General features: G+C 65.0%; 17 protein-coding genes. 10 read left to right on the forward strand and 7 right to left on the reverse strand.

Annotation, left to right across the window (positions count from 1 at the left end; translation table 11 throughout):
- Positions 1-4 precede the first annotated feature (4 nt).
- From zapE to pcaQ, 7 genes are all read right to left on the reverse strand, one after another.
- Entirely contained in the window at positions 5-1135 is a 1131-nt protein-coding gene (gene zapE, locus BVH03_RS14440) for a cell division protein ZapE (RefSeq protein ID WP_371915359.1), read from the reverse strand.
- A complete protein-coding gene (gene pcaG / locus BVH03_RS14445) occupies positions 1125-1733 on the reverse strand; it encodes a protocatechuate 3,4-dioxygenase subunit alpha (protein ID WP_075961808.1) in 609 nt (202 codons plus the stop codon). Before pcaG ends, zapE begins: the two co-directional genes overlap by 11 nt.
- Positions 1734-1743: 10 nt before the next feature.
- Complete coding sequence (gene pcaH, locus BVH03_RS14450; RefSeq protein WP_075961809.1) at positions 1744-2457, reverse strand: protocatechuate 3,4-dioxygenase subunit beta; 714 nt, start codon at positions 2455-2457, stop codon at positions 1744-1746.
- A 476-nt stretch (positions 2458-2933) separates the two neighbouring features.
- Positions 2934-4427 carry a sensor domain-containing diguanylate cyclase gene (locus BVH03_RS14455; protein ID WP_143485970.1) on the reverse strand — a complete coding sequence of 498 codons (1494 nt, stop codon included), beginning with the start codon at positions 4425-4427 and terminating at the stop codon, positions 2934-2936.
- 340 nt (positions 4428-4767) lie between these two features.
- Positions 4768-5565, reverse strand: a complete 798-nt coding sequence (locus tag BVH03_RS14460) for an SDR family NAD(P)-dependent oxidoreductase (protein ID WP_075961811.1) — start codon at positions 5563-5565, stop codon at positions 4768-4770.
- Positions 5565-6341, reverse strand: coding sequence for an alpha/beta fold hydrolase (locus BVH03_RS14465; RefSeq protein ID WP_075961812.1), 777 nt, complete (start codon positions 6339-6341; stop codon positions 5565-5567). The genes BVH03_RS14460 and BVH03_RS14465 overlap by 1 nt, the downstream gene beginning before the upstream one ends.
- Positions 6342-6414: 73 nt before the next feature.
- Positions 6415-7353 (reverse strand): pca operon transcription factor PcaQ, encoded by a 939-nt coding sequence (gene pcaQ / locus BVH03_RS14470; protein ID WP_075961813.1) that lies wholly within the window; start codon positions 7351-7353, stop codon positions 6415-6417.
- Between the two features lie 712 nt (positions 7354-8065).
- On the opposite strand from pcaQ, the gene glgA reads away from it, so the two are divergent.
- The 10 genes from glgA to BVH03_RS14520 are packed head-to-tail and all read left to right on the forward strand — an operon-like array spanning position 8066 to position 21742.
- On the forward strand, positions 8066-9604 hold the full coding sequence (gene glgA, locus BVH03_RS14475) for a glycogen synthase GlgA (protein WP_075961814.1): 1539 nt from the start codon (positions 8066-8068) through the stop codon (positions 9602-9604).
- Positions 9604-11340 (forward strand): malto-oligosyltrehalose trehalohydrolase, encoded by a 1737-nt coding sequence (treZ, locus tag BVH03_RS14480; protein ID WP_075961815.1) that lies wholly within the window; start codon positions 9604-9606, stop codon positions 11338-11340. Before glgA ends, treZ begins: the two co-directional genes overlap by 1 nt.
- Positions 11337-13415 carry a 4-alpha-glucanotransferase gene (gene malQ / locus BVH03_RS14485; RefSeq protein ID WP_075961816.1) on the forward strand — a complete coding sequence of 693 codons (2079 nt, stop codon included), beginning with the start codon at positions 11337-11339 and terminating at the stop codon, positions 13413-13415. Before treZ ends, malQ begins: the two co-directional genes overlap by 4 nt.
- Complete coding sequence (locus BVH03_RS14490) at positions 13408-16212, forward strand: malto-oligosyltrehalose synthase (protein ID WP_075961817.1); 2805 nt, start codon at positions 13408-13410, stop codon at positions 16210-16212. The genes malQ and BVH03_RS14490 overlap by 8 nt, the downstream gene beginning before the upstream one ends.
- Complete coding sequence (locus BVH03_RS14495) at positions 16209-16541, forward strand: DUF2934 domain-containing protein (RefSeq protein ID WP_075961818.1); 333 nt, start codon at positions 16209-16211, stop codon at positions 16539-16541. The genes BVH03_RS14490 and BVH03_RS14495 overlap by 4 nt, the downstream gene beginning before the upstream one ends.
- Positions 16542-16559: 18 nt before the next feature.
- Positions 16560-18692: a glycogen debranching protein GlgX gene (glgX, locus tag BVH03_RS14500; protein WP_075961819.1), complete on the forward strand. Its 2133-nt coding sequence runs from the start codon at positions 16560-16562 to the stop codon at positions 18690-18692.
- Entirely contained in the window at positions 18689-19723 is a 1035-nt protein-coding gene (locus BVH03_RS14505) for an acyl-CoA dehydrogenase family protein (protein WP_256574707.1), read from the forward strand. The genes glgX and BVH03_RS14505 overlap by 4 nt, the downstream gene beginning before the upstream one ends.
- The gene (locus BVH03_RS14510) at positions 19720-20478 is read left to right on the forward strand and encodes a PIG-L deacetylase family protein (protein ID WP_075961820.1); all 759 of its coding nucleotides are present in this window, start codon (positions 19720-19722) and stop codon (positions 20476-20478) included. The genes BVH03_RS14505 and BVH03_RS14510 overlap by 4 nt, the downstream gene beginning before the upstream one ends.
- Positions 20475-21101 (forward strand): class I SAM-dependent methyltransferase, encoded by a 627-nt coding sequence (locus BVH03_RS14515; protein WP_075961821.1) that lies wholly within the window; start codon positions 20475-20477, stop codon positions 21099-21101. The genes BVH03_RS14510 and BVH03_RS14515 overlap by 4 nt, the downstream gene beginning before the upstream one ends.
- Positions 21098-21742, forward strand: a complete 645-nt coding sequence (locus BVH03_RS14520; protein ID WP_075961822.1) for a glycosyltransferase family 2 protein — start codon at positions 21098-21100, stop codon at positions 21740-21742. Before BVH03_RS14515 ends, BVH03_RS14520 begins: the two co-directional genes overlap by 4 nt.
- Positions 21743-21844 lie beyond the last annotated feature (102 nt).

The raw sequence follows: 21844 nt of genomic DNA on the forward strand, positions 1-21844 counted from the left end.
GGGATCAGCATTCCTTGTCGCGGGTGGCGCGGGCCTCTAGGCCGGTGCCTTCAATCGTAGCCAATGCTCGCCTGTGCAATTGACCGAGACGGCTGCGGGTTCGTACGAAATCCTGATGGGCGGAGCCACGGCACAGGCGTTCGAGACTGAATTCGCTGCATAACAACAGCGTGGCGCCGGCATCGTACGCGATATCCACCAGGTTGATGAACCGCTGGCAGGCATCGGTGGGTTGCGAATCCAGAGTCGGCACGCCGGTCAGGGCCAGACGCGGATAACGCTGCAGCAGCCAGAGAAAATCCGCCGTGGAGTGGGCGTTGCCGCACAGTTCAGCGAACTCCAGCCAGGCGCGACCGGGCGCCAGGGCGCGCACCGACAAGGGATGATGATTGACGGTCAGCAGCTGATCGCGCTGCGCCTGCTCATCCAGCCCCAGCCAGTTTTCCAGATAAGCTTGACCGCCCGCCGACTGCGGCCAGAGGTACTCACCCCACTGCTGAGCGTTGCCCGGCAACTCACGGTAGTCGCTGCCGGCATCCAGGCTCATCACCGTGAAACGCTTCTCGAGCATCTGGATGGCTGGGGTAAACCGCTCGCGGTACAGCGGATTGGGGCACAGCCCGGCAGGCGAATAGTTGGAGGTCATGACCAGGCCGACGCCTTCCTCGACCAGCACGTCGAGCAAACGGCGCAGCAGCATGGCATCGCCGATGTCGTGCACATGAAATTCATCGAAGCACAGCAGGCGAATGTCTTGGGCCAGCGCGCGGATCGCCAGCACCAGCGGGTCGGGCTGGCCAGCAAAGGCCTGCATGCGCTGCTGCAGCTCCTGCAAAAAGGCATGGAAATGCACACGGCGCTTGGCGCTCAATGGCGCTGCCGTGAAGAAGGCGTCCATCACGAAGCTCTTGCCGCGCCCCACGCCACCCCACAGGTAGACGCCGGCAACCGGCTTGCGCAACCAGCCACGCCGCCCGGTGCACCAGCTTTGCAGCCACTGCCCCAGGGTGTCGATCGCGCGCTGCTGCTCGGTATCGGCGTGGAAACCGCGGGCCTCGAGGGCCGCGGTGAAACCTTGGTGGATGCGCGCGTCGATCCGCTCGGCGGGCGCATCCAGGTCGCTGTCAGAAATCAAAAAACACCGTTTCGCCGTCCCCCTGAATGCGAATATCAAATCGGTAGGCCGGCTTGCCGTCAACCTCGCAGCGCCTGGCGATCAGGGTCTCGCGGCGCGAAGGCTGCTCGATCAGGTTGAGTACCGGGTCCTTGCCGTTGGCCTCGGCCTCATCCTCGAAATACAGGCGTGTGTGCAGATGGATATTGATGCCACGGGCGAACAGCGCGACGTTGATGTGTGGCGCCATCGGCAAACCGGCGGCGTTATCGACCACGCCGGGCTTGATCGTCTGCACCGTCCACTCGCTGCCGGCATCGAAGGTGGTTGCGGTACGGCCAAAGCCGTTGAAGGGCTTGTCCGGGTCGTAGTCGGCGTCATAGCGGCCCTGGTGGTCGGCCTGCCAGAGTTCCAGGAAGGCGTCGCGCACCAGATGGCCGTTACCGTCGTAGACGTGGCCGATCAGGGTGATGTGCTCACCCGAAGCGCCGGGCTTGGCCATCTGGTTCCAGATTTCCTGGTCACGGGTCGGGTTGCCGGCAGCGGCCAGGGCCAGGCCGATGTGCACGTAGGGGCCGGCGGTTTGCGAAGCGGTTTCGGGCAAGAGTTCGACAGGCATGGCGGGCTCCTCAGCAATTCTCGAAGTGGGTCTTGCGCTGGCCGCGCAGCACGATGTCGAAGCGATAGGCCAGGCAGTCCATGGGGTTGGCCATGCCCATGTCGAGCTTGGCGATCAGCGTCTGTACCGCGTCCGGGTTGGCGATCGACTTGACGATCGGGCACAGCGGAATCAGCGGGTCCCCTTCGAAATACAGCTGGGTGATCAGTTTGGTGGCGATCGACGGGCCACTGATGGAGAAGTGAATGTGCGCCGGGCGCCAGTCGTTGGGGCCGTTGCGCCACGGATAAGGGCCTGGCTTGACGGTGCGGAAGCTGTAGTTGCCGTCGCTGTCGGTCAGCGCGCGGCCCACACCGCCGAAGTTGGGGTCCAGCGGCGCCAGGTAGCGGTCGTTCTTGTGGCGGTAGCGACCGCCGGCATTGGCCTGCCACATTTCCACGAAGGTATGGGGAATCGGCTTGCCGTACTGATCCATCACCCGACCGCACACCAGGATGCGCTCACCGATGGGCAGGCCACCCTTGTTGAAATTGAGCAGCAGGTCGTTGTCGTGCTTGCCCATCTTCAAGTGGCTGAAATCCGGCCCAGTGGTTTCCGATATCGATTGCGGGATGCTCACCAGCGCCTGGCGCGGCGAACGGGCGATGGAAGTCTTGTAATCGGGGGTGAAGGCTTTGGGGTGCCAGTTGCGATCACGGATGATGAAACGGCTGTCCTCGGACATGGGACGCTCCTGTTTATTTAAATTATGGAGTCGCCGGTCATACGGCCGCTGGGGGCGCCGATGCAGGCTCTGCGGGCCATGATCAGATGAAGGAGGGCGAGGCGCCTAATGAAAAAAAACCGTCGATAGATAATCAAAAGGTTATGTATCGCCGACGGCAATGGTGACGAGCGCATAACGGCCAAACGTGGCTCTGCCATCCGCGTAGCCCTGCGCATGCCAGCAGAAGAACTGTCACTCAGACTGGCCCACCGAGCCTGGTGTCGAGGCGCCACGCAAAGGATTTCCGGTTCATGCCCACGCCTTTCCCGATCCGGACGCGTACATGTCAATAGCGCATGAAGCGCTGGTTGCGGCGCCCCTCTCACGCCCCGCAGCAGGCCGCCGTAACGAGTGGGCCAAGGCCGGACGTGCACCTGATGGCTAAGTCCTCTGAGTACAGCAGCAGGCGGCTGCTCAGCCTGGCCATTCGCCCACTACGGTGGGCCCGGCGAGGCCCTGTCGTCCACCAGCACATAGCAGTTCTTGCCCGCCTGCTTGGCACGATACATCGCCTCGTCTGCCTCTTTGAGCAACGCCGAGCAATCGGTATCGTGTTCGCCGCGGTACAACATGGCGCCAATACTCGCCCGTACCTCTACGGTGCCGCTGGCCAGTTCGAGCGGAGCGGCAATTGCCTGCACCACGCGCGCGAGCACGGCCTCACATTGGGCGCGGCTGGCGACCCGACTCATGACCAGAACGTACTCGTCGCCACCCAACCTGGCCACCAGGTCAGAGACCCTGACCTCCTGCTTCAAGCGCCGCGCGACGTTTATCAGGACCTGATCGCCCTCGGCATGGCCGAGCTGGTCATTGATGGCCTTGAAACCGTCCAGATCCAGCAGAGCGACTGCCAGGCAGGAGCGCTCGCGACGCGTCAGGGCGAGGGCCTGCTCGAGCTGGGCCAGCATGAAACGTCGGTTGGCCAGGCCGGTCAGCGGGTCGATAAATGCTTGAGCCTGCAGTTCGCGCCGGTTCTTCCTCAGCCTCAACAACGTGTAGATCAGCCACGCGGGCATCACACTGCCAACGAGCACCAGCACGATATCGAAAACACTGCGCGCCGAGCCCTGCGGCGCCGCCAACGGCGCCACGCAAAGTTGCCAGGTCGTGGAGCGGACATGTACATCGCGGCATTGCGGGGCACTCAGTGGAGCCGCCGACCGTTGTATGACCCGCCGCTCTCCGGTTACAGGGTCAATGCCAGTGAGCGCATAGGCATAACCTTGCGCTTCGATAGCCGGCAGGTTGGCGTTCTCGAGCGCTTCAGGCAATACCAGCGTAACAACGGTGTAGCCCCAGAACCTGGGTTGCCCGCCAGGGTCATCGAGAAACACCGGCAGCATGCCGATAGCCCCCAATGGTCCCTGGACGAGATTGAAAGGTCCCATGAAGGTGATGTCCAGGGCATTTGGGTCCAGGCTAGCGATCACCGCGCTCCGGTCCTGCATCTTGAACAGGTCGTGATCCCTGGCCAACAGGTTGTTGTCCAAGGGCTTTATTTGCCGAATCACCCCCTCCGGGGCCAGGGACACGGCATAGGCGCCCTTGTAGAGCGGCAATAGAAAGCTGGCCAGGCTGGAAAACTCGGGGACCTCTCCCTTGCCCTGGTAGACCATCACCGCCAGCGAACGGGTGGCGATGAGCGAGCCCTCCATTACTTTCTCCACTGCCACCGAGAAAATACCCGCCGTCTCCCTGGCGCGTGTCGCCTCGAGTTGCAGATCGTCCGCCTCGAAACGCTGCAGGATCAAAAGCCCCAGCATGAAGAAACTACAGAAGGCCAGCGAAGGCAGTCCCCAGACAATCCAGCGTCCTGATTCATCGATGCGTGCCAAAGCGTTAATACCCGACGTGCGTCCAAGCCATTTTTTCAAACCGCGCGTCAAGCGCAGCGCTGCCAGCGCCGAGATTACACCAATGGGCAATCAGCAATAACCGCAGCGGCAGCGACGTTCGCCGTATCTGCTCGGCGCCAGCGAACGCGCCATTCAGCTACGCCGCGACCTGCCACAGGTATCGCAACGGATGCCAACCCTGGAGTTGCGCGCTGGAACAGGCCGGCCGGATCCGGCGCACCGTCTTCCCGGAGATTTCTCCGCGAGTGGAGTACTGCCTCGATAAACAGGGCGAGCGGCCGTGACCGATGGTCGAGGTGGTCAAGACTCTTGGCTCGTAATTGAAGAGCAGGCCAATGCCTGGAGAGAAGGTTGCCAACCAGAGATGGGTTGACGCAGTGCTCGCTCTCGCGAGCACTGCAGCCACTCGTCAGTTCTGCACGCTCTGCACCGAGCCACCATCGACCCGCAGGTTACTGCCGTTGATGAACGAGGCACGCTCCGACACCAGCAGCGCAATAGCCGCTGCCACTTCCTCGGGCTGGCCACGACGCTTCTGGACGATCCCAGGACGTTCTTCCTTCAGGAAGCTCTGCACCGCTTCCTCGAAGCTCACACCCATTTCTTTGGCACGTTTTTCCATCATGCCGTCGGTCATGCCGGTTTCGATGAACGCGGGCGATACCGTGTTGCACAGCACACCGTGGGCCGCCTCCTTGTAGGACAGGTTTTTGATGAAAGCAGCCAGCGCGGCTTTGGCCACGTTGTAGACCGCCTCGTCCCAATACGGCTGTACGGCGTTTTCCGAGGTGATGCACACCAGCCGGCCCCAACCACGCTTGCGCATGGCTGGCACCGCAGCCCGGGCGATACGCACGGCGGTGAAGAAGTCGGTGTCCCAGGCCTCCTGGTAGTCGGCGTCCGAGAGCACCAGCGGGTCGCCCTTGGCGCCGGTAACGCCGGCGGTATGCACGACGATATCCACCTTGCCGAAGCGCGCTTCGGCCTGGCGGACGAGATCATCGACCTCGGCTTGCCGGGTCATGTCCGCGGCGATCAGCAACGGGGCGCCGGCGAGATCCGCCGCGGCCTGCTGCAATGCATCCTGCTCGCGGTCGGTCAGCACCAGCTGCACGCCCTCCTCTGCCAGCAAGCGGGCGGTCGCCAGACCGATACCACCCGCCGCGCCGCTAATCAGTGCCACACGGTCTTTCAAGCCCAAGTCCATCAACGTTCTCCTTCAGCGATACGAGTCGCGATCAAATGAGCGAATGCGAGCATCTGCTCGGCCAGTGCACGGGGTGTCTGCAGGGGCATCAGGTGCCCGGCGCCGGGTAGCGTCAGCACGGCGCTGAGGGGAAAGTGCGCCAGGGTGGTACGGCTCTGCTCCTCGGCATCCGGCACCTGGCGGTCGTCGGCGCCGCAGATCAGCAGCGCCGGGTAAGGCAGGCTGCCGATTCGATCCTGCCAGTCTTCGCGGCTACCGTGGTCGACCCAGGCGCGCCAGGCCTCGAGGTTCACGCTCTGGGCGTCGGCAATGGCGACCTCACGCAGGTCATCCGGCAAGCGGTGGAAACTGGACTCATCGACGAAGACCTCGGCCTGCTCTCGCGAAGCGTCGTAGGCGCGCTGGCGGTCGCGATCGGCGTCGCTCATCGGCTGCGGGCCCGGCGGCGAAGGCGCCACCAGCACCAGGCCGCGAAGATAAGATGGTTGCCGCGATGCCAGGACCGCCGCGACCTTGCCGGTCATCGAATGGCCGACAAGGATGCAGCGCTCAAGCCCCAGCTCGCGAATGCTCTGGTCGACCTGATCGGCCATCTCGCTGACCCTGTACCCCGACACCGCACTGGCGTCACCGAAACCCGGCGTATCGAGCGCCACGCAGCGGTGCTCGCGATCAAGGTAGGGAATGGTCGGCCCCCAGGTTCGGTGCGAGCCGCCGAGAAAATGCATCAGCACGAAAGTGATCGGGCCTTGGCCCTGTTGGCTGTGTGGGAGCATGGAACGCCTGCCTCATGGGTGTTCAGAGTGGAAAGCGAGGCGACGCTGGGAGTTCAGATAATCGCTGGGGCGCTCAGGCGGATGCGGACGGTTCGGCGTTGCGCTCCGCCGCCAACTCCCGCAACGTCTCGCAACACCACTGGGCCGCCAACGACAGCGGCAGCGTGGCGTTGCTGCAGATGCCGACCGAACCGCCGGGCTCGCGGATGCCGAGGGCGAGTTCGGCCAGGTCGCCGTTCGCCAGGTCGAGGCGCACCGCATCGAGCGGCGCGACCCACACGGCATCACTCTGCTGCACGTAGCGGCGGCTGAGCGCCGGGGACAGGGTTTCCAGGCGCTGGCGCGGCTGGGCCACGCCGCATTGTACGAACAGGCTGTCGGCGTAACGGCGGATGGTGGTGCCGGCCAATGGCAGCACCACGGGGTAGTCACCCAATTGACTGAGGCCGGCATCACTGGCGGCCAGTAACGGATGCTCGGGCCGCACCACCAGGCTCATCGACTCGCTGTACAGATGCTCGAAGGTCAGGCCCTGGATCTCCGGGCTGTCGGTCATACGGCCGACCACCAGGTCCAGCTCGCCGACACGCAGTTGCGCCAGCAGGTAGGCGCTGGGGCCAGTGGCAACGCTGACCACCAGCGCCGCATGGCGCTCGTGCAGGCGCCGCACCACTTCTGGGATCAGCAGGCTCTCCACGGTGGACAGCACGCCCACGCGTACCTGCCCGGCATCGTGCTCGCCACTGCGCAGGCTGTTCACGCCATCACGCAGCGCCTGCACACAGGGGCCGGCGTAGCGCATGAAGGCCAGCCCGGCCGTGGTCAGGCTGACGCCCGCTTTGCCGCGCTCGAACAGCGATGCGTCGAGGATTTCTTCCAGTTCCTTCACCGTCTTGGAGATGGCCGGCTGGCTGACGGCCAGGGCATCGGCGGCCTTGGCAAAGCTGCGTTGCCGGGCGATCTCGAGAAAGCAGGTCAGGTGGCGAAATTTGATGCGGGTGTCGAGGTTCATGGCCGGAGTGCGCAGGTTAGGGCCAGGCAACAATACCAGAACCCTGATGCCACCGCCGGCCCACCTCGGTCGTTCACGATCTGCAACAGCCGATTGGCTGAACGAAACGCTAGCCCCGGAAAAAACTCTTTATTTCCAAGCCTCTTATTGGCCGTCGTGATTAACAGAACGATGGTGGCACTTTTACTTCCGTCACGAATATCGAACGGATTGTCGAACAATAAAACAGCAAACTTAATTGAGCGTTCGAACGATAAAAATAGATGCAACTTTCCGCCCGTTTAATTTCGCCGATAGTTGTATAAGCGTTGTCCAGCCGAGGGACGGGTACGCCAGCCGGGGCAGACATGACCGCTCGTCGCCCCGCGCCAACCCAAACACCCGAAAGCCCCTTCTGGAGGGGCATCAGGGCAGATCAAACCTGCGTCGCAAATCGCCTATCGCAGTCGAAACCTCACAACTTATAGGCCATTGGTAGCGAAAACCTGTTGCCGCGCAGTAGTTCCCTGACGACCGGGCAGCCTGGTGAAAATAGGCGAAACTTCTTATTCGCGAGCTGGGTCATCAACAAGGTGGGAATTAATCACCAGCAAGCAGCTTTTCCTCCTGCCCCGACACGGCAATCAACTGGAAAGACAGGCGGCCTATTCCCGTCGGCGTGCAAGCGAACGAATTATTTACGAGTCAAGGACAGAATCGAGCGGAGGATGGTATGGGAAACGCTGTTGCGGTAACACGGTTCGATCAAGCAATATCGGTAGAAACATCCCTCAAGCCACATAACACCATTACCAACCTGCACGCGGCCAAGAAGAAAATTCTCTTCGTCAGCCCCGAATTGGCCGACCTGATCAAGGTGGGCGGCCTGGGTGACGTTTCCGCGTCGCTGCCGCGGGCGATGAACGCCGATCACGACGTGCGCGTGCTGATTCCCGGTTATCGCCAGGTGCTGCAAAGCGGTCACGCGATCCGCGACGTCGGCAGCGTGCCGGGCCACGCCGCCCTGCCCCCCGCTCGCATTGGCTGCATGACGCTGCCTGACGGGCTGATCGTCTACGTGCTCATGTGCCCCGAGCTTTACGATCGCGATGGCACGCCGTATGGCGACGCCCAGGGTCGCGACTGGCAGGACAATCACATCCGTTTCGCCAGTCTCGGCTTGGCCGCCGCCGAGATCGCCGCCGGCACCGCCTGCCTGAGCTGGTGCCCGGAAGTGGTTCACGCCAACGACTGGCCCGCTGCCCTGGCGCCCGCCTACATGAGCTGGCGCGGCTTGCAGACGCCAACCGTATTCACCATCCACAACCTCGCCTACCAGGGCCTGTGCAGTCTGGAATGCAGCCCGGAGCTGGGTTTGCCCTCCTCGGCCTGTGGCCACCAGGGCATGGAATTCTATGGTCGCCTATCGTTCCTCAAGGCCGGCCTGGTGTACTCGGATCACGTCACCACGGTGAGCGAGAACTACGCCCGTGAGATCACCACCCCGGAATTCGGCTGCGGCCTGGAAGGCATGCTGCAGTTCAAGGTGCAGCTCAACCAGCTCAGCGGCATCCCCAACGGCATCGACGACAGCTGGGATTCGGTCAACGACCCGCACTTGGTACAGGGCTTCGACGCCCACGATTGGGAAGGCAAGCGCGCCAACACCCGTCACGTCGAGCAGATGTTCGGTCTTGAGCAGAGCGATGGCCCGCTGTTCGCCGTGGTTTCGCGCCTGGTGCAGCAGAAAGGCATCGACATGACCCTGGAGATCGCCGACACCATCGTTGCCGAAGGTGGTCGCATCGCGATCATCGGCCGTGGCGAGGAGCACCTCGAGGAAGCCGTCCGTGAGCTGGCGCGTCGCCATCCGGGCAAGGTCGGCGCCAACGTCGGCTTCAACGAAGCGGATGCCCGCTGCATGTTCGCCGGCAGCGACTTCCTGCTCATGCCGTCGCGTTTCGAACCTTGCGGCCTCAGCCAGATGTACGCCCAGCGCTTCGGCTCGCTGCCGATCGCCCGCGCTACCGGCGGCCTCGCCGACACCATCGAAGACGGCGTCAACGGTTTCCTGTTCAAGGAGCCGAGCAGCGACAGCTACCTGACCGCCGTGCGCCGCGCCATGGCGATCCACCGCAACCCGGAGCTGCTCAACGCCATGCGTGCCCATGCCATGGCCGCGCCGCTGTACTGGAAGCAGTCCGTGGAGCCCTATGCCGCGCTGTATCGCAAGCTGGTGGCAGCGAAGATATCGGGCGGGAAACTTGTGTGATGGCAGATGAAAAACGAAGACACGGCGCCTGGCCGGACGATAACGGTCACACCCACTTTGCACTGTGGGCGCCGGACGCCAAAAAAGTCGCGGTAAAGCTGCAAGAAGGCACCCAACATGCAATGACGGCCGGCGACGACGGCTGGTACACCGCCAACCTCCCGGTGGCGGCGGGCACTGACTATCACTATCTGATCGACGAGCACCTGCTGGTGCCCGACCCCGCTTCACGCTGGCAGGCCAACGACGTGCATGGCCCCAGCCGCGTAGCCGATCCATCCCGCTATCAATGGCTCACTAATGACTGGCAGGGACGCCCCTGGCAGGAAACGGTGCTTTACGAAGTTCACGTGGGCACCCTGGGCGGTTACCAGGCCGCGCAGGCGCGCTTGCAGGGGCTGGCCGACCTGGGCGTCACCGCCATCGAACTGATGCCCCTGGGCGAATTCCCAGGCAGCCGCAATTGGGGTTATGACGGCGTGTTGCCCTTCGCCCCGGATTCTTCCTACGGCACACCGGACCAGTTGCGCGCCCTGATCGACCACGCCCACGGGCTGGGCCTGATGGTGTTCATCGACGTGGTGTACAACCACTTTGGCCCGGACGGCAATTATCTGGGCCAGTACGCCAGTGATTTCTTTCGCGAAGACGTCCACACGCCATGGGGCCCGGCCATCGATTTTCGTCGCCGCCAGGTGCGCGACTACTTTATCGACAACGCCCTGATGTGGGTGCACGACTACCGGGTCGACGGCCTGCGTTTCGACGCCGTGCACGCCATTGGCGAACGCGACTTCCTGCTCGAACTGGCCGAACGGCTGCACGCCTCGATTCCCGCCGCGCGCCATCTGCACCTGGTGCTGGAAAACGAGAACAACGACGCCGAGCTGCTGCAACAAGGTTTCGCCGCCCAGTGGAACGACGACGGCCATAACGTGCTGCATCACCTGCTGACCGGCGAACATGAAGGCTACTACGCCGACTTCGCCACCGATGCCACTCACAAGCTCGTCCGCTGCCTGCGCGACGGGTTCATCTACCAGGGCGAAACCACCCGCCACGGTACCGCGCGCGGCAGCAGCAGTGGCCATCTGCCGCCCAGCGCCTTCGTGCTGTTCCTGCAGAACCACGATCAGGTCGGCAACCGTGCCGTTGGTGAGCGTCTGCGTACGCTGGCCGAGGACGATGCCTTGAAGAGCGCTACCGCCCTGCTGCTGCTCAGCCCGATGATTCCGTTGCTGTTCATGGGCGAGGAATGGGGCAGTGAGCAGCCATTCCAGTTCTTCACCTCGCACAACGACGAACTTGGTGAAGCGGTGCGCAAGGGCCGCCAGAACGAATTCAAGGATTTCTCCAAATTCTCCGGCCAGGCCATTCCAGCGCCCAACGACCCCAGCACCTTCGAGACCTCGACGCCCGACTACCACAACCGCGATACCGCAGATGGCAAGGCCTGGCTGGCGTTCTATCGAGAGCTGCTGAGCCTGCGCCACCAGCACATCGTGCCGCGCCTGCCCGGCACCCACGCCCTGGAGAGCCGTGTGCTCGGCAACGCCGCAGTGGCTGCCAGCTGGCAACTTGGCGACGGCCAGGTACTGCATATCGCCCTGAACCTGGGCAGCGAGCCGGTGGAGGCAGCGACGCCGCAAGGCGCCCGCCAGCTGTTCAGCTACCGTGCTGGCGGCGACCAACTGCCGCCGCGCAGCGTGCGCGTTTCGCTGGAGGGCGCCCAATGAGCGATCCACGCCTGGCAGAACTGAGCAAGGCTGCGGGCCTGAGCGTCGACTGGATCGATGCCGACGGCAACGCCCAATCGGTCAAGCCCGAGCATCAACGCCGCCTACTCGACGCCCTCGGCTACCCCGCCGCTGACGACGAGCAGATAGAAGCCAGCCTGGCGCAGTTGCAGCACCGCCAGAACAACCTGGCCCTCGGCCCACTGGTCACCCTCGACCAGCAACAGGCCCTGGATCTGACCCGCTATTTCCCGCCGGGCACGCCCTTCGAGGTCGAGCTGGAACAGGGCGAACGCCTGGAGGGCCGGCTGGACGACAGCGGCCGCCTGCCGGTGATCGGCACCACCGGTTACCACCAGTTGCGCATTGCGGGCGGCGAAGTGACTCTCGCCGTGGCGCCTGCCGCCTGCCCGAGCGTCGCCGAATTGGCCAACCGTGCCGACGCCAAGATCTGGGGTCTCAGCGCCCAACTGTACTCGCTGCGCCGCCCGGGAGACGGCGGCCTGGGCGATACCCAGGCGCTGGATACCCTGGTGCGCAGCGCGGCGGCCCGCGGCGCCGATGCCGTGGCGATCAGCCCGATGCACGCCATGTTCAGCGCCAACCTGCACACCTACAGCCCCTATTCGCCCTCCAGCCGCCTGTTCTTCAACGTGTTGCACGCTGCACCGGCCAGCGTGCTCGGCGAGGCGGCGGTTCAGCAGGCCATTCGCACGTGCGGGCTGGCCGACGAACTGGCGCGCCTGGAAGGCCTGGAGCTGATCGACTGGCCGGGCGTGGCCAGTGCGCGCATGCAGATCCTGCGGCAGCTGCATGCCGATTTCGCCGTCAGCATCCATCCGCTGCAGGCCGATTTCGAGGCCTTTCGCCAGGCCGGTGGCGAGGCCCTGCGCCAGCACTGCCGCTTCGAGGCGCTGCGCGGCTTCATGGACCTCAACGGCCTGCCGGTCGACTGGCGGGCCTGGCCCGAGCAGTATCGCGACCCGGCCAGTGCGGCGGTCGAACAGTTCTGCGAAGGCCATCAGCACGAGATCGAATTCCACGCCTTCGCCCAATGGCTGGTCGCCCGCTGCCTGCATGGCGCGCAGGCGACTGCCCGTGAAGCCGGCATGGCGGTCGGCCTGATCGCCGACCTGGCCGTTGGCGCTGACGCCGCCGGCAGCCAGGCCTGGGGCCGCCAGGCCGAACTGCTGCAGTCGGTCAGCGTCGGCGCACCACCGGACATCCTCAACCGCTCGGGGCAAAACTGGGGCGTGTCGGCGTTTTCTCCCCAGGGGCTGCAACAGAACGGCTTTCGCGCCTACATCGAAATGCTGCGCGCCAACCTGGCTCACGCCGGTGGCATGCGCATCGACCATGTGATGACCCTGCGCCGTCTGTGGGTGATCCCCGAGGGCGAGGACTCTTCCGCTGGGGCCTACCTCAACTATCCGTCCCAGGACCTGTTGCGTCTGCTGTGCCTGGAGGCCGAGCGCCACCGCGCGCTGATCATCGGCGAAGACCTGGGCACGGTGCCCGACGGCCTGCGCGATGAGCTGGCCGCACGCAACATTCTTGGCATGCGCGTGCTGCTCTTCGAGCAAAGCGACGGCCGCTTCCATGCGCCGGGCGATTGGCCCCGCGACGCTCTGGCCACCACCACCACCCATGATTTGCCAAGCATCCGCGGCTGGCTCGCCTCCCGCGACATTCATTGGCGCCAGGCTGCGGGCCACCGCAGCGACGACTACACCAGACAGGATCATCAATTGCGCGCCCAGGAAACCCGAGCACTGCACCAGGCCCTGCACGACCACGGCCACGCCACCGCCGAACAAATGGATGACGGCCAGCAACTGGACGCCAGCATCGCCTTCATCGGCAGCACTCCAGCGCCACTGGTGCTGCTGCCGCTGGAAGATGCTCTAGCCGCCACCGAGCAGCCCAATCTGCCAGGCCCCGGTGACGAACACCCCAACTGGCGCCGCCGCTGGGCGGAACCTGCCGATGGCATGCTCGACGCCCCGGCAGTCGCGCATCGCCTGCAGCGCCTGCAGTGGGCCCGCAACCTGGCCGAGGGCCTCGGCCATGACTGAGTTACGCGCCAGCGTTCGCCTGCAGTTTCACAAGGGCTTCACCCTTGACGATGCCGTGCCTCTGGTCGACTACTTCGCGCGCCTGGGCATCAGCCATATCTATGCCTCGCCGCTGCTCACCGCGCGGCCCGGGTCCATGCACGGCTATGACGTGGTCGACCCGACTCGCGTCAACCCCGAACTGGGCGGTGAAGCGGCCCTCGAACGCCTGATCGCCGCCCTGCGCGGCAAAGACATGGGGCTGATTCTGGATATCGTCTCCAACCACATGGCAGTGGGCGGCGATGCCAACCCCTGGTGGCTGGACGTGCTCGAATGGGGCTCCAGCAGCCCTTACGCGAAGTTCTTCGACATCCACTGGCAGTCCCACGACCCGCTGCTACGCGGCCAGTTGCTGGTGCCGTTCCTGCGCAGCGACTACGGCGAAGTGCTGGCAGCCGGCGAAATCGAACTGCACTTCGATGGCGAACGCGGCCTGCTTTACGCCAAGCATTACGATCACCGCTTTCCGCTCAATCCGCCGACCTACGGCGACGTACTGCAGCATAGCGGCCACCCTGAACTGCAAGCACTGGGCAAGCGCTTCGCCGCGCTGGACGACGGTGCCGACGGCCAGCGCCAGGCCCGTGCGCTGTTTCGCGAGCTGGTTGCCCTGGCCAGCAAGGCCGGGCATGCCGTGGAGCATGCCCTGGCCAGCCTGCGGCCCAGCGAGGGGCAGAATGTCGAAGCGCTGCACCAGTTGCTCGAGCGCCAGCACTATCGCCTGGCCAGCTGGCGCACCGCGGCGGACGACATCAACTGGCGGCGCTTTTTCGATATCAACGAACTGGGCGGCCTCAAGGTCGAACGCCACGACGTGTTCGAAGCGACCCACGGGAAAATTTTCGAGCTGATCGAGAAAGGCCTGGTCGATGGCCTGCGTATCGACCACGTCGACGGCCTCGCCAACCCTCGCGCTTACTGCCGCAAGCTGCGCCGCCGCGTGGAACGGCTGCTGCCGAAACGCCCGGCGAATCTGCAGGGCGGTCGTTTCCCGATCTATGTCGAGAAGATTCTCGGCGAGGGTGAACAGCTACCCCGCGACTGGGGTGTGGACGGCACCACCGGCTACGAATTCATGAACCAGGTGTCGCTGTTGCAGCACGCCCCTGAAGGCGAACCGCTGCTGGTAAAGCTGTGGAGTGAAACCAGCGGCCGTGAAGCCGACTTCATGGCCGAGGTACGCGAGGCTCGCCAGTTGGTGCTGACCACCTCCCTGGCCGGCGACCTGGAAGCGCTGGCCCAGGGCCTGCTGCTCGTTGCCCGTGATGACATCGCCACCCGCGACCTGACCCTGGGTGCCATCCGCCGCGCGCTACTGGAGCTGATCACTCATTTTTCGGTGTACCGCACCTACGTGTCGGCCGCCGGGCGTAGCGCCAATGACCAGGCGGTATTCGACCAGGCCCTGGAAGGCGCCCGCACGACGCTGGCCGAAGGTGATTGGCCGCTGCTCGAACATCTGGACAGTTGGCTCGGCGGCCAGGCGCTGTCGCAGTTGCCACCGAGCCCACAGCGCAAGCGCCGGGCGAAGATGATCGAACGTTTTCAGCAACTCACTTCTCCGGCCGCCGCCAAGGCCGTGGAAGACACCGCCTGCTACCGCAGTGCGGTGCTGCTGTCGCGTAACGACGTGGGCTTCGACCCACAACAGTTCAGCGCACCGGTGCAGGCCTTTCATGAGGCTTGCGTCGAGCGGGCCCGGTATTTCCCAGCCAACCTGCTGACCACCGCGACCCACGACCACAAGCGCGGCGAAGACACCCGCGCGCGCCTGACCGTGCTCAGCGAGCGCGCCGAATGGTTCGCCGAGCGCTGCCAGCACTGGCGCGAACGGGCTGCGCCGCTGCGCGCTGAGTTGGATGACGGCCTGGCGCCCTCGCCTGGTGACGAGCTGATGCTGCTGCAGATCCTGCTTGCCTGCTGGCCGCTGGATCTGCACGCCGACGATACCGAGGGCCTGCAGAGCCTCACCGAGCGCCTCGGCGCCTGGCAGGAAAAAGCCGTGCGCGAGGCCAAGCTGCGCAGCACCTGGAGCAACCCCAACGAACGCTACGAGCAGGCTTGCCGACACTACCTGCAGGCACTGCTCGGCAGTGATGAGGGTCGCGAACTGCGCGCCGAGATCTGCCGCACCGCTGCCGAAATCGCGCCTGCCGGCGCCCTCAACAGCCTGGCCCAGAGCCTGCTGCGCATGAGCGTGCCCGGGGTGCCCGATCTGTACCAGGGCTGCGAATTCTGGGATTTCTCCCTGGTCGACCCGGACAACCGCCGCCCGGTGGATTTCGCCGCGCGCAGCCAGGCCCTGACCGGTGGCCAAGTGCTCGCCCAGGCACTCGAACACTGGCACGACGGCCAGGTGAAGCAGGCGCTGATCGCCGCCACCCTGCAGGCTCGCCAGCATCACGCGCAGCTGTTCGCCAAAGGCGATTACCAGCCGCTCGAGGTCGAGGGTGAGCATGCCGAGCGGGTCGTCGCCTTTCTGCGCAGCCATGGCGAGGACCACGCCATCGTCGTGGTGCCGCGCCTGAGCGCCAAACTGCTGGGCGACAGCGCCATGCCGCTGATCGCCGCCGACCAATGGGGCGACACCCGTATCGCCCTGCCCGCCGTGCTCGCCGACAGGCCCCTGCGCAGCGCGTTCGACCCTGCCCACCCACTGCCCACCAGCGGTCACCTCGCGCTATGCGATGTGCTGCGCGATATCCCCGTCAATCTGCTGATCGCCACTAGTCAATCTCAGGAGTCACACCCATGAGCGCAAAAGAAGACCGCATCCGTGAGTTCGCCTACCAGATCTGGGAATCCGAAGGGAAACCCCACGGTCAGGCCAAACGCCACTGGGAAATGGCCACCAAGCTGGTCGACGCCGAGCAGTCGCCTGGCAAGACCGCGCCCAAGCGCGTGAGCAAGCCCAAGGCCGCCGCTGGCGAGCCGGCCCCTGCCGCACCGATCAAACCCCGCACCAGCAAGGCAGCGCCCAAGGCCGACGCCGAGAAACCTGCCCTGCTCAAACCGGCCAAGGCCCCCGCCAAGGCCAAACCCAGCACCACCGCCAAGCCTGCCGCCAAGAAGCCCAAGGCCTGATACCAGGAGCCACCCAGAATGAGTCAACCACGCTCGCGTATAACCGAAGGTCAGCCCTTTCCGTTGGGGTCGACCTGGGATGGTTTGGGCGTCAACTTCGCGCTCTTCTCGGCTCACGCCACCAAGGTCGAACTGTGCATCTTCGACCCTGATGGCCTGGAAGAAATCGAGCGCATCGAATTGCCGGAGTACACCGACGAGATCTGGCATGGCTACCTGCCCGATGCCCATCCAGGGTTGATCTACGGCTACCGCGTGTACGGCCCCTACGAGCCGGAAGCGGGTCACCGTTTCAACCACAACAAGCTGCTGATCGACCCTTACGCCAAGCAGCTGGTGGGCGAGTTGAAGTGGTCCGAAGCGCTGTTCGGCTACGAGATCGGTCACCCGGACGGCGACCTCAGTTTCGACGAGCGCGACAGCGCGCCTTTCGTGCCCAAGTGCAAGGTCATCGACCCGGCCTACACCTGGGGCAAGCATCGCAATCATCGCGTGGATTGGGACAAGACGGTGTTCTACGAAGCCCACCTGCGCGGCCTGACCATGCGTCATCCGTCGGTGGCCGAAGACAAGCGCGGCACCTTCGCCGGCCTGATGAACGCCGACGTGATCAAGCACATCCGCAAGCTCGGCGTCTCGTCGGTCGAACTGCTGCCGGTGCATGCCTTCGTCAACGACCAGCACCTGCTGGAAAAGGGCATGAACAACTACTGGGGCTACAACAGCATCGGCTTCTTCGCCCCGCACCCCCGCTACCTGGCCAGCGGCCACATCAACGAATTCAAGGAAGTGGCCGCGCACCTGCACGATGCCGGCCTGGAGCTGATTCTCGACGTGGTCTACAACCACACCGCCGAAGGCAACGAGCTGGGCCCGACCCTGTCCATGCGCGGCATCGACAACGCCAGCTACTACCGGCTGATGCCTGATGACAAACGCTACTACATTAATGACTCGGGCACCGGCAACACCCTGGATCTGAGCCACCCGTGCGTGTTGCAGATGGTCACCGACTCGCTGCGCTACTGGGCCACCGAGATGGGCGTGGACGGCTTCCGCTTCGACCTGGCGACCATTCTCGCTCGCCACCACGATGGCTACGACGAACGCCACAGCTTCCTGGTCGCTTGTCGTCAGGACCCGGTGCTGAGCAAGGTCAAGCTGATCGCCGAACCGTGGGACTGCGGCCCTGGCGGCTATCAGGTCGGCGGTTTCCCGCCGGGCTGGGCGGAGTGGAACGACAAGTTCCGCGACAACGTGCGCAGCTTCTGGAAGGGCGACGAAGGCCAGTTGGCCGAACTGGCCAGCCGTCTGACCGCCTCGGGCGACCTGTACAACCAGCGTGGTCGCCGACCGTTCTCGTCGGTGAACTTCATTACCGCCCACGACGGTTTCACCCTCAATGACCTTGTCTCCTACAACGACAAGCACAACGAGGACAACGACGAGAACAACCAGGACGGCAGCAACAACAACATGTCCTGGAACCACGGCGTCGAAGGCCCGACCGACGACGAGGCCATCAACGACCTGCGCCTGCGACAGATGCGCAACTTCATGGCCACGCTGATCCTCGCCCAGGGTACGCCAATGCTGGTGGCCGGCGACGAGTTCGCACGCACCCAGCACGGCAACAACAACGCCTATTGCCAGGACAGCGAGATCGGCTGGATCAACTGGGACCTGAGCGAGCGTGGCAAGCAGTTGCAGGCGTTCGTCACCCGGGTGATCAAGCTGCGCATGAACTACCCGATCCTGCGTCGTGGCCGCTTCTTCGTCGGCGCCTTCAACGAGGAGCTGGGCATCAAGGACGTCACCTGGCTGGCGCCCAGTGGCGAGGAGATGAACGAGGACAACTGGCACGACCCCCATGCCCGCTGCATGGGCATGCTGCTCGATGGTCGCGCCCAGCCGACCGGCATCCGCCGCAGCGGTGCCGACGCAACGCTGCTGATGGTGGTCAACTCGCACCACGATGTGGTCAATTTCCGCCTGCCGGAAGTTGCCCAGGGCAGCCATTGGACGTGCATGCTCGACACCAACCGCACCGACGAGCCGGAAGAAGACGAAGTGTTCCAGTTCGGTGACGAATTCATCGTTACCCACCGCTCGCTGGTGCTGTTCGAGCTGCAAAAGGAAAAAGTGGCATGACCGGGGGCGGCACCCGTTCGCTGGAACGCCTCGGCGCCCTGCTGAACGAGTGGCCGCACCCGACCCTGCATCACCCCGAGGCCCTCGGCCACGCCCTGCAAGGGCTGTGCGCCGCGGGCCTCGACCAATTACCGCAACCCGGCGGTGGCCACACCCTGCAACGTTGGCAGGCGTTGGCCACGGTCGCCGCATGGGACCTGAGCCTGTGCAAACTCTATGAAGGTCACACCGACGCCCTGGCGATCCTCGCGCATTTCGATGCGCCTATACCCGACCAGACCACCTGGGGCATGTGGGCCGCTGAGCCGCCCCAGGCCCGCGTGACCCTGACTGCCGAGCAGCACCACGGCAACGTGCGCCTGAATGGCCGCAAGGCCTGGTGCTCGGGCGCCGGGGTGCTCAGCCACGGCCTGCTCACCGCATGGAATACCGACGGTGAACAGCAGTTGGTGGCCGTCGCCCTGGGACAGCCCGGCGTGCAGGTCACCAACGACGGTTGGCAGGCCGTGGGCATGGCCGCCACCGGAAGCGTCGAGATCTGCTTCGACGAGGCCCGTGGCCAGTTGATCGGTCCGCCGGGCGGCTACCTGGTCAGGCCCGGTTTCTGGCAAGGCGGCGCGGGCATCGCAGCCTGCTGGCACGGTGCCGCGGGCCGCCTGGGCGAAGCGCTGCGCCGGCACTGCAGCGAACGCGACGAGCCCCACGCCCTTGCCCACCTCGGCCATGTGGACTGCGCCCTCATCGCCGCTGCCAGCGCCCTGCGCGACTGCGCCGCCTGGATCGACGCCAACCCGGCAGCCGACGCCGAACTACCGGTACGCCGCGTGCGCGCCATCGTCGAGCACCGCGCGACCGAGGTGATCGAGCACGTTGGCCGTGCCCTTGGCGCCGCCCCCTATTGCCGTGACGCCGCGCTGGCGAGGCTGCTGGCCGACCTGCCGGTGTTTCTGCGCCAGAGCCATGCCGAGCGCGACCTGGCGGCCCTCGGTGTGCTCGCAGCCCGCCAACTACAAGAGAGCTGGATGCTATGAACACCAATCCGATTCAGGGCCAGGGCACCTCGCCGCAAGCCTGGAGGGCCTCCCGGCGCCTGGCCCAGGTGGCCGATATCACCTGCACGCAGCTGGTGCCCGAAGGCTGTCGGGCGGTGATCATAGCCCCCCATCCGGACGATGAAATCCTCGGCAGCGGCGGCCTGCTGCAACTGCTGGCCCAGGCGCAGCGGCAAATCCTGCTGATCTCGGTCACCGATGGCGCCGCCAGCCACCCTGGTTCGAACCACTGGACACCGCAACGCCTGAGCATCGTGCGCCCCCAGGAAAGTGCCGATGCCCTCAAACGCCTCGGCCTGCCGCTCAATCAGGTGCAATGGGTGCATGGCGGCTTTCCCGATACTGGCGTGGGCGCTTGCGAAGTGCAGCTGCGCGAATTTCTCAAGACCTACCTGCAACCCAGCGACGTGGTATTCGCCACCTGGCGCGAGGACGGCCATGCCGACCACGAGGCCGTTGGCCGCGCGGCCCTGATGGCCGCACTGGAATGCGGCGCCCGTGCCCACGAGATTCCGATCTGGGCCTGGCACTGGGCGAGCCCCGAGGACCCGCGCATTCCGTGGGAGCGCGCGCGCAAGGTGCAGCTCGACAAGTGGGCCCAGGCGCGCAAGCGCCACGCCATCCAGGCCTTCGCCAGCCAGCTCTACGACGACCCCGATAACGGCCACGAGGCAGTGCTTTCCGGCACGGCGGTGGAGCGTCTGCAGCAGCCTTTCGAGGTGGTGTTTCTATGAGCGTCGCCGACAATTACTTCGAGAACCTCTACCGCAGCAGCGAAGACCCCTGGTCCTTTCGCGAGCGCTGGTACGAGCAGCGCAAGCGCAACCTGACCCTCGCCACCCTGCCGCGTAGCCACTACGGCAGCATTTTCGAGCCGGGCTGCGCCAACGGCGAGCTCAGCGTACGCCTGGCCGAACGCTGCACCCAGCTGCTGTGTAGCGACACCTCGGCGATCGCCCTGGAGCTGGCGCGCAACCGCCTAGCTCACCGCAGTAACGTGCGCCTGCTGCAAACCCGCCTGCCGGAACAATGGCCGGCCGGGCGTTTCGACCTGATCGTGCTCAGCGAGCTGTGCTACTACCTCGACGCGCAGGATCTGGATCGCCTGATCGACTGCGCCCGCGCCGCCCTCAACACTGGCGGCAACTTGCTGGCCTGCCACTGGCGCTGGCCGATCGACGAATGCCCGTTGAGCGGCGATCAGGTTCATCAGCGTCTGCACGAACGCCTCGGTCTGCCGCGCCTCCTGCGTCATGAAGATGCCGACCTGCTGCTCGAAGTGTGGGGCACCGAAGCCATGTCGGTCGCCCAGCGCGAGGGCCTGGCGCCGGAAACCACACAGGAGCCGCTGGCGTGATCGGCGTCGTCATTCCCGCCCATAATGAGGAACAGAGCCTGGACGCCTGCCTCGACGCCCTGCTCCAAGCTGCCGCTCACCCCGCGCTCGACCAGCCGGTACGCATTCTGGTGGTGCTCGACAGCTGCAGCGACGGCTCGGCCAACCTGGTCGCCAATTACCCGGTCGCAAGCCTCGCACTGCAGGCGCGCAACGTCGGCCAGGCGCGTGCCGCCGGCGTGGCCTGGCAACTCGAGCGCGGCGCGGGGTGGATCGCCTGCTCCGACGCTGACAGCCGGGTCGCCGCCGACTGGCTGGTGCGCCAGCGCGAATTGCAGGCCGACATGGTCTGCGGCACCGTGGAAGTCGCTGAATGGGGCGAGCTGGATAGCGGCGTACAGCGCCGTTACCTGAGCGCTTACCAGGATCGCGACGGGCATCGGCACATCCACGGCGCCAATCTGTCGTTCAGCGCAGCCGCCTACCACCGCGCCGGGGGGTTCCAGAACATCGTCGTCGACGAGGACGTGCAGTTGGTCGCCGCTTTCGAGCGCATCGGCGCGCACATCGCCTGGAGCTCGCTGCCGCGCGTGTATACCAGTGCCCGTCTGGATTGCCGCGCCCGCGGCGGCTTCGGCGATTACCTGCGCTCGCTGCTCTGAACCCGCCGCACGGCGACCAAAAACCTTGAACCGCCCACTCGCCGTTCCAGTCGGAATTTAACGATGCCCCCGCGCCTGCTGCGCCCGGGCCCCTCGCTGAAC

The organism is Pseudomonas sp. PA15(2017), assembly GCF_001945395.1.
Taxonomy (GTDB): Bacteria; Pseudomonadota; Gammaproteobacteria; order Pseudomonadales; family Pseudomonadaceae; genus Aquipseudomonas.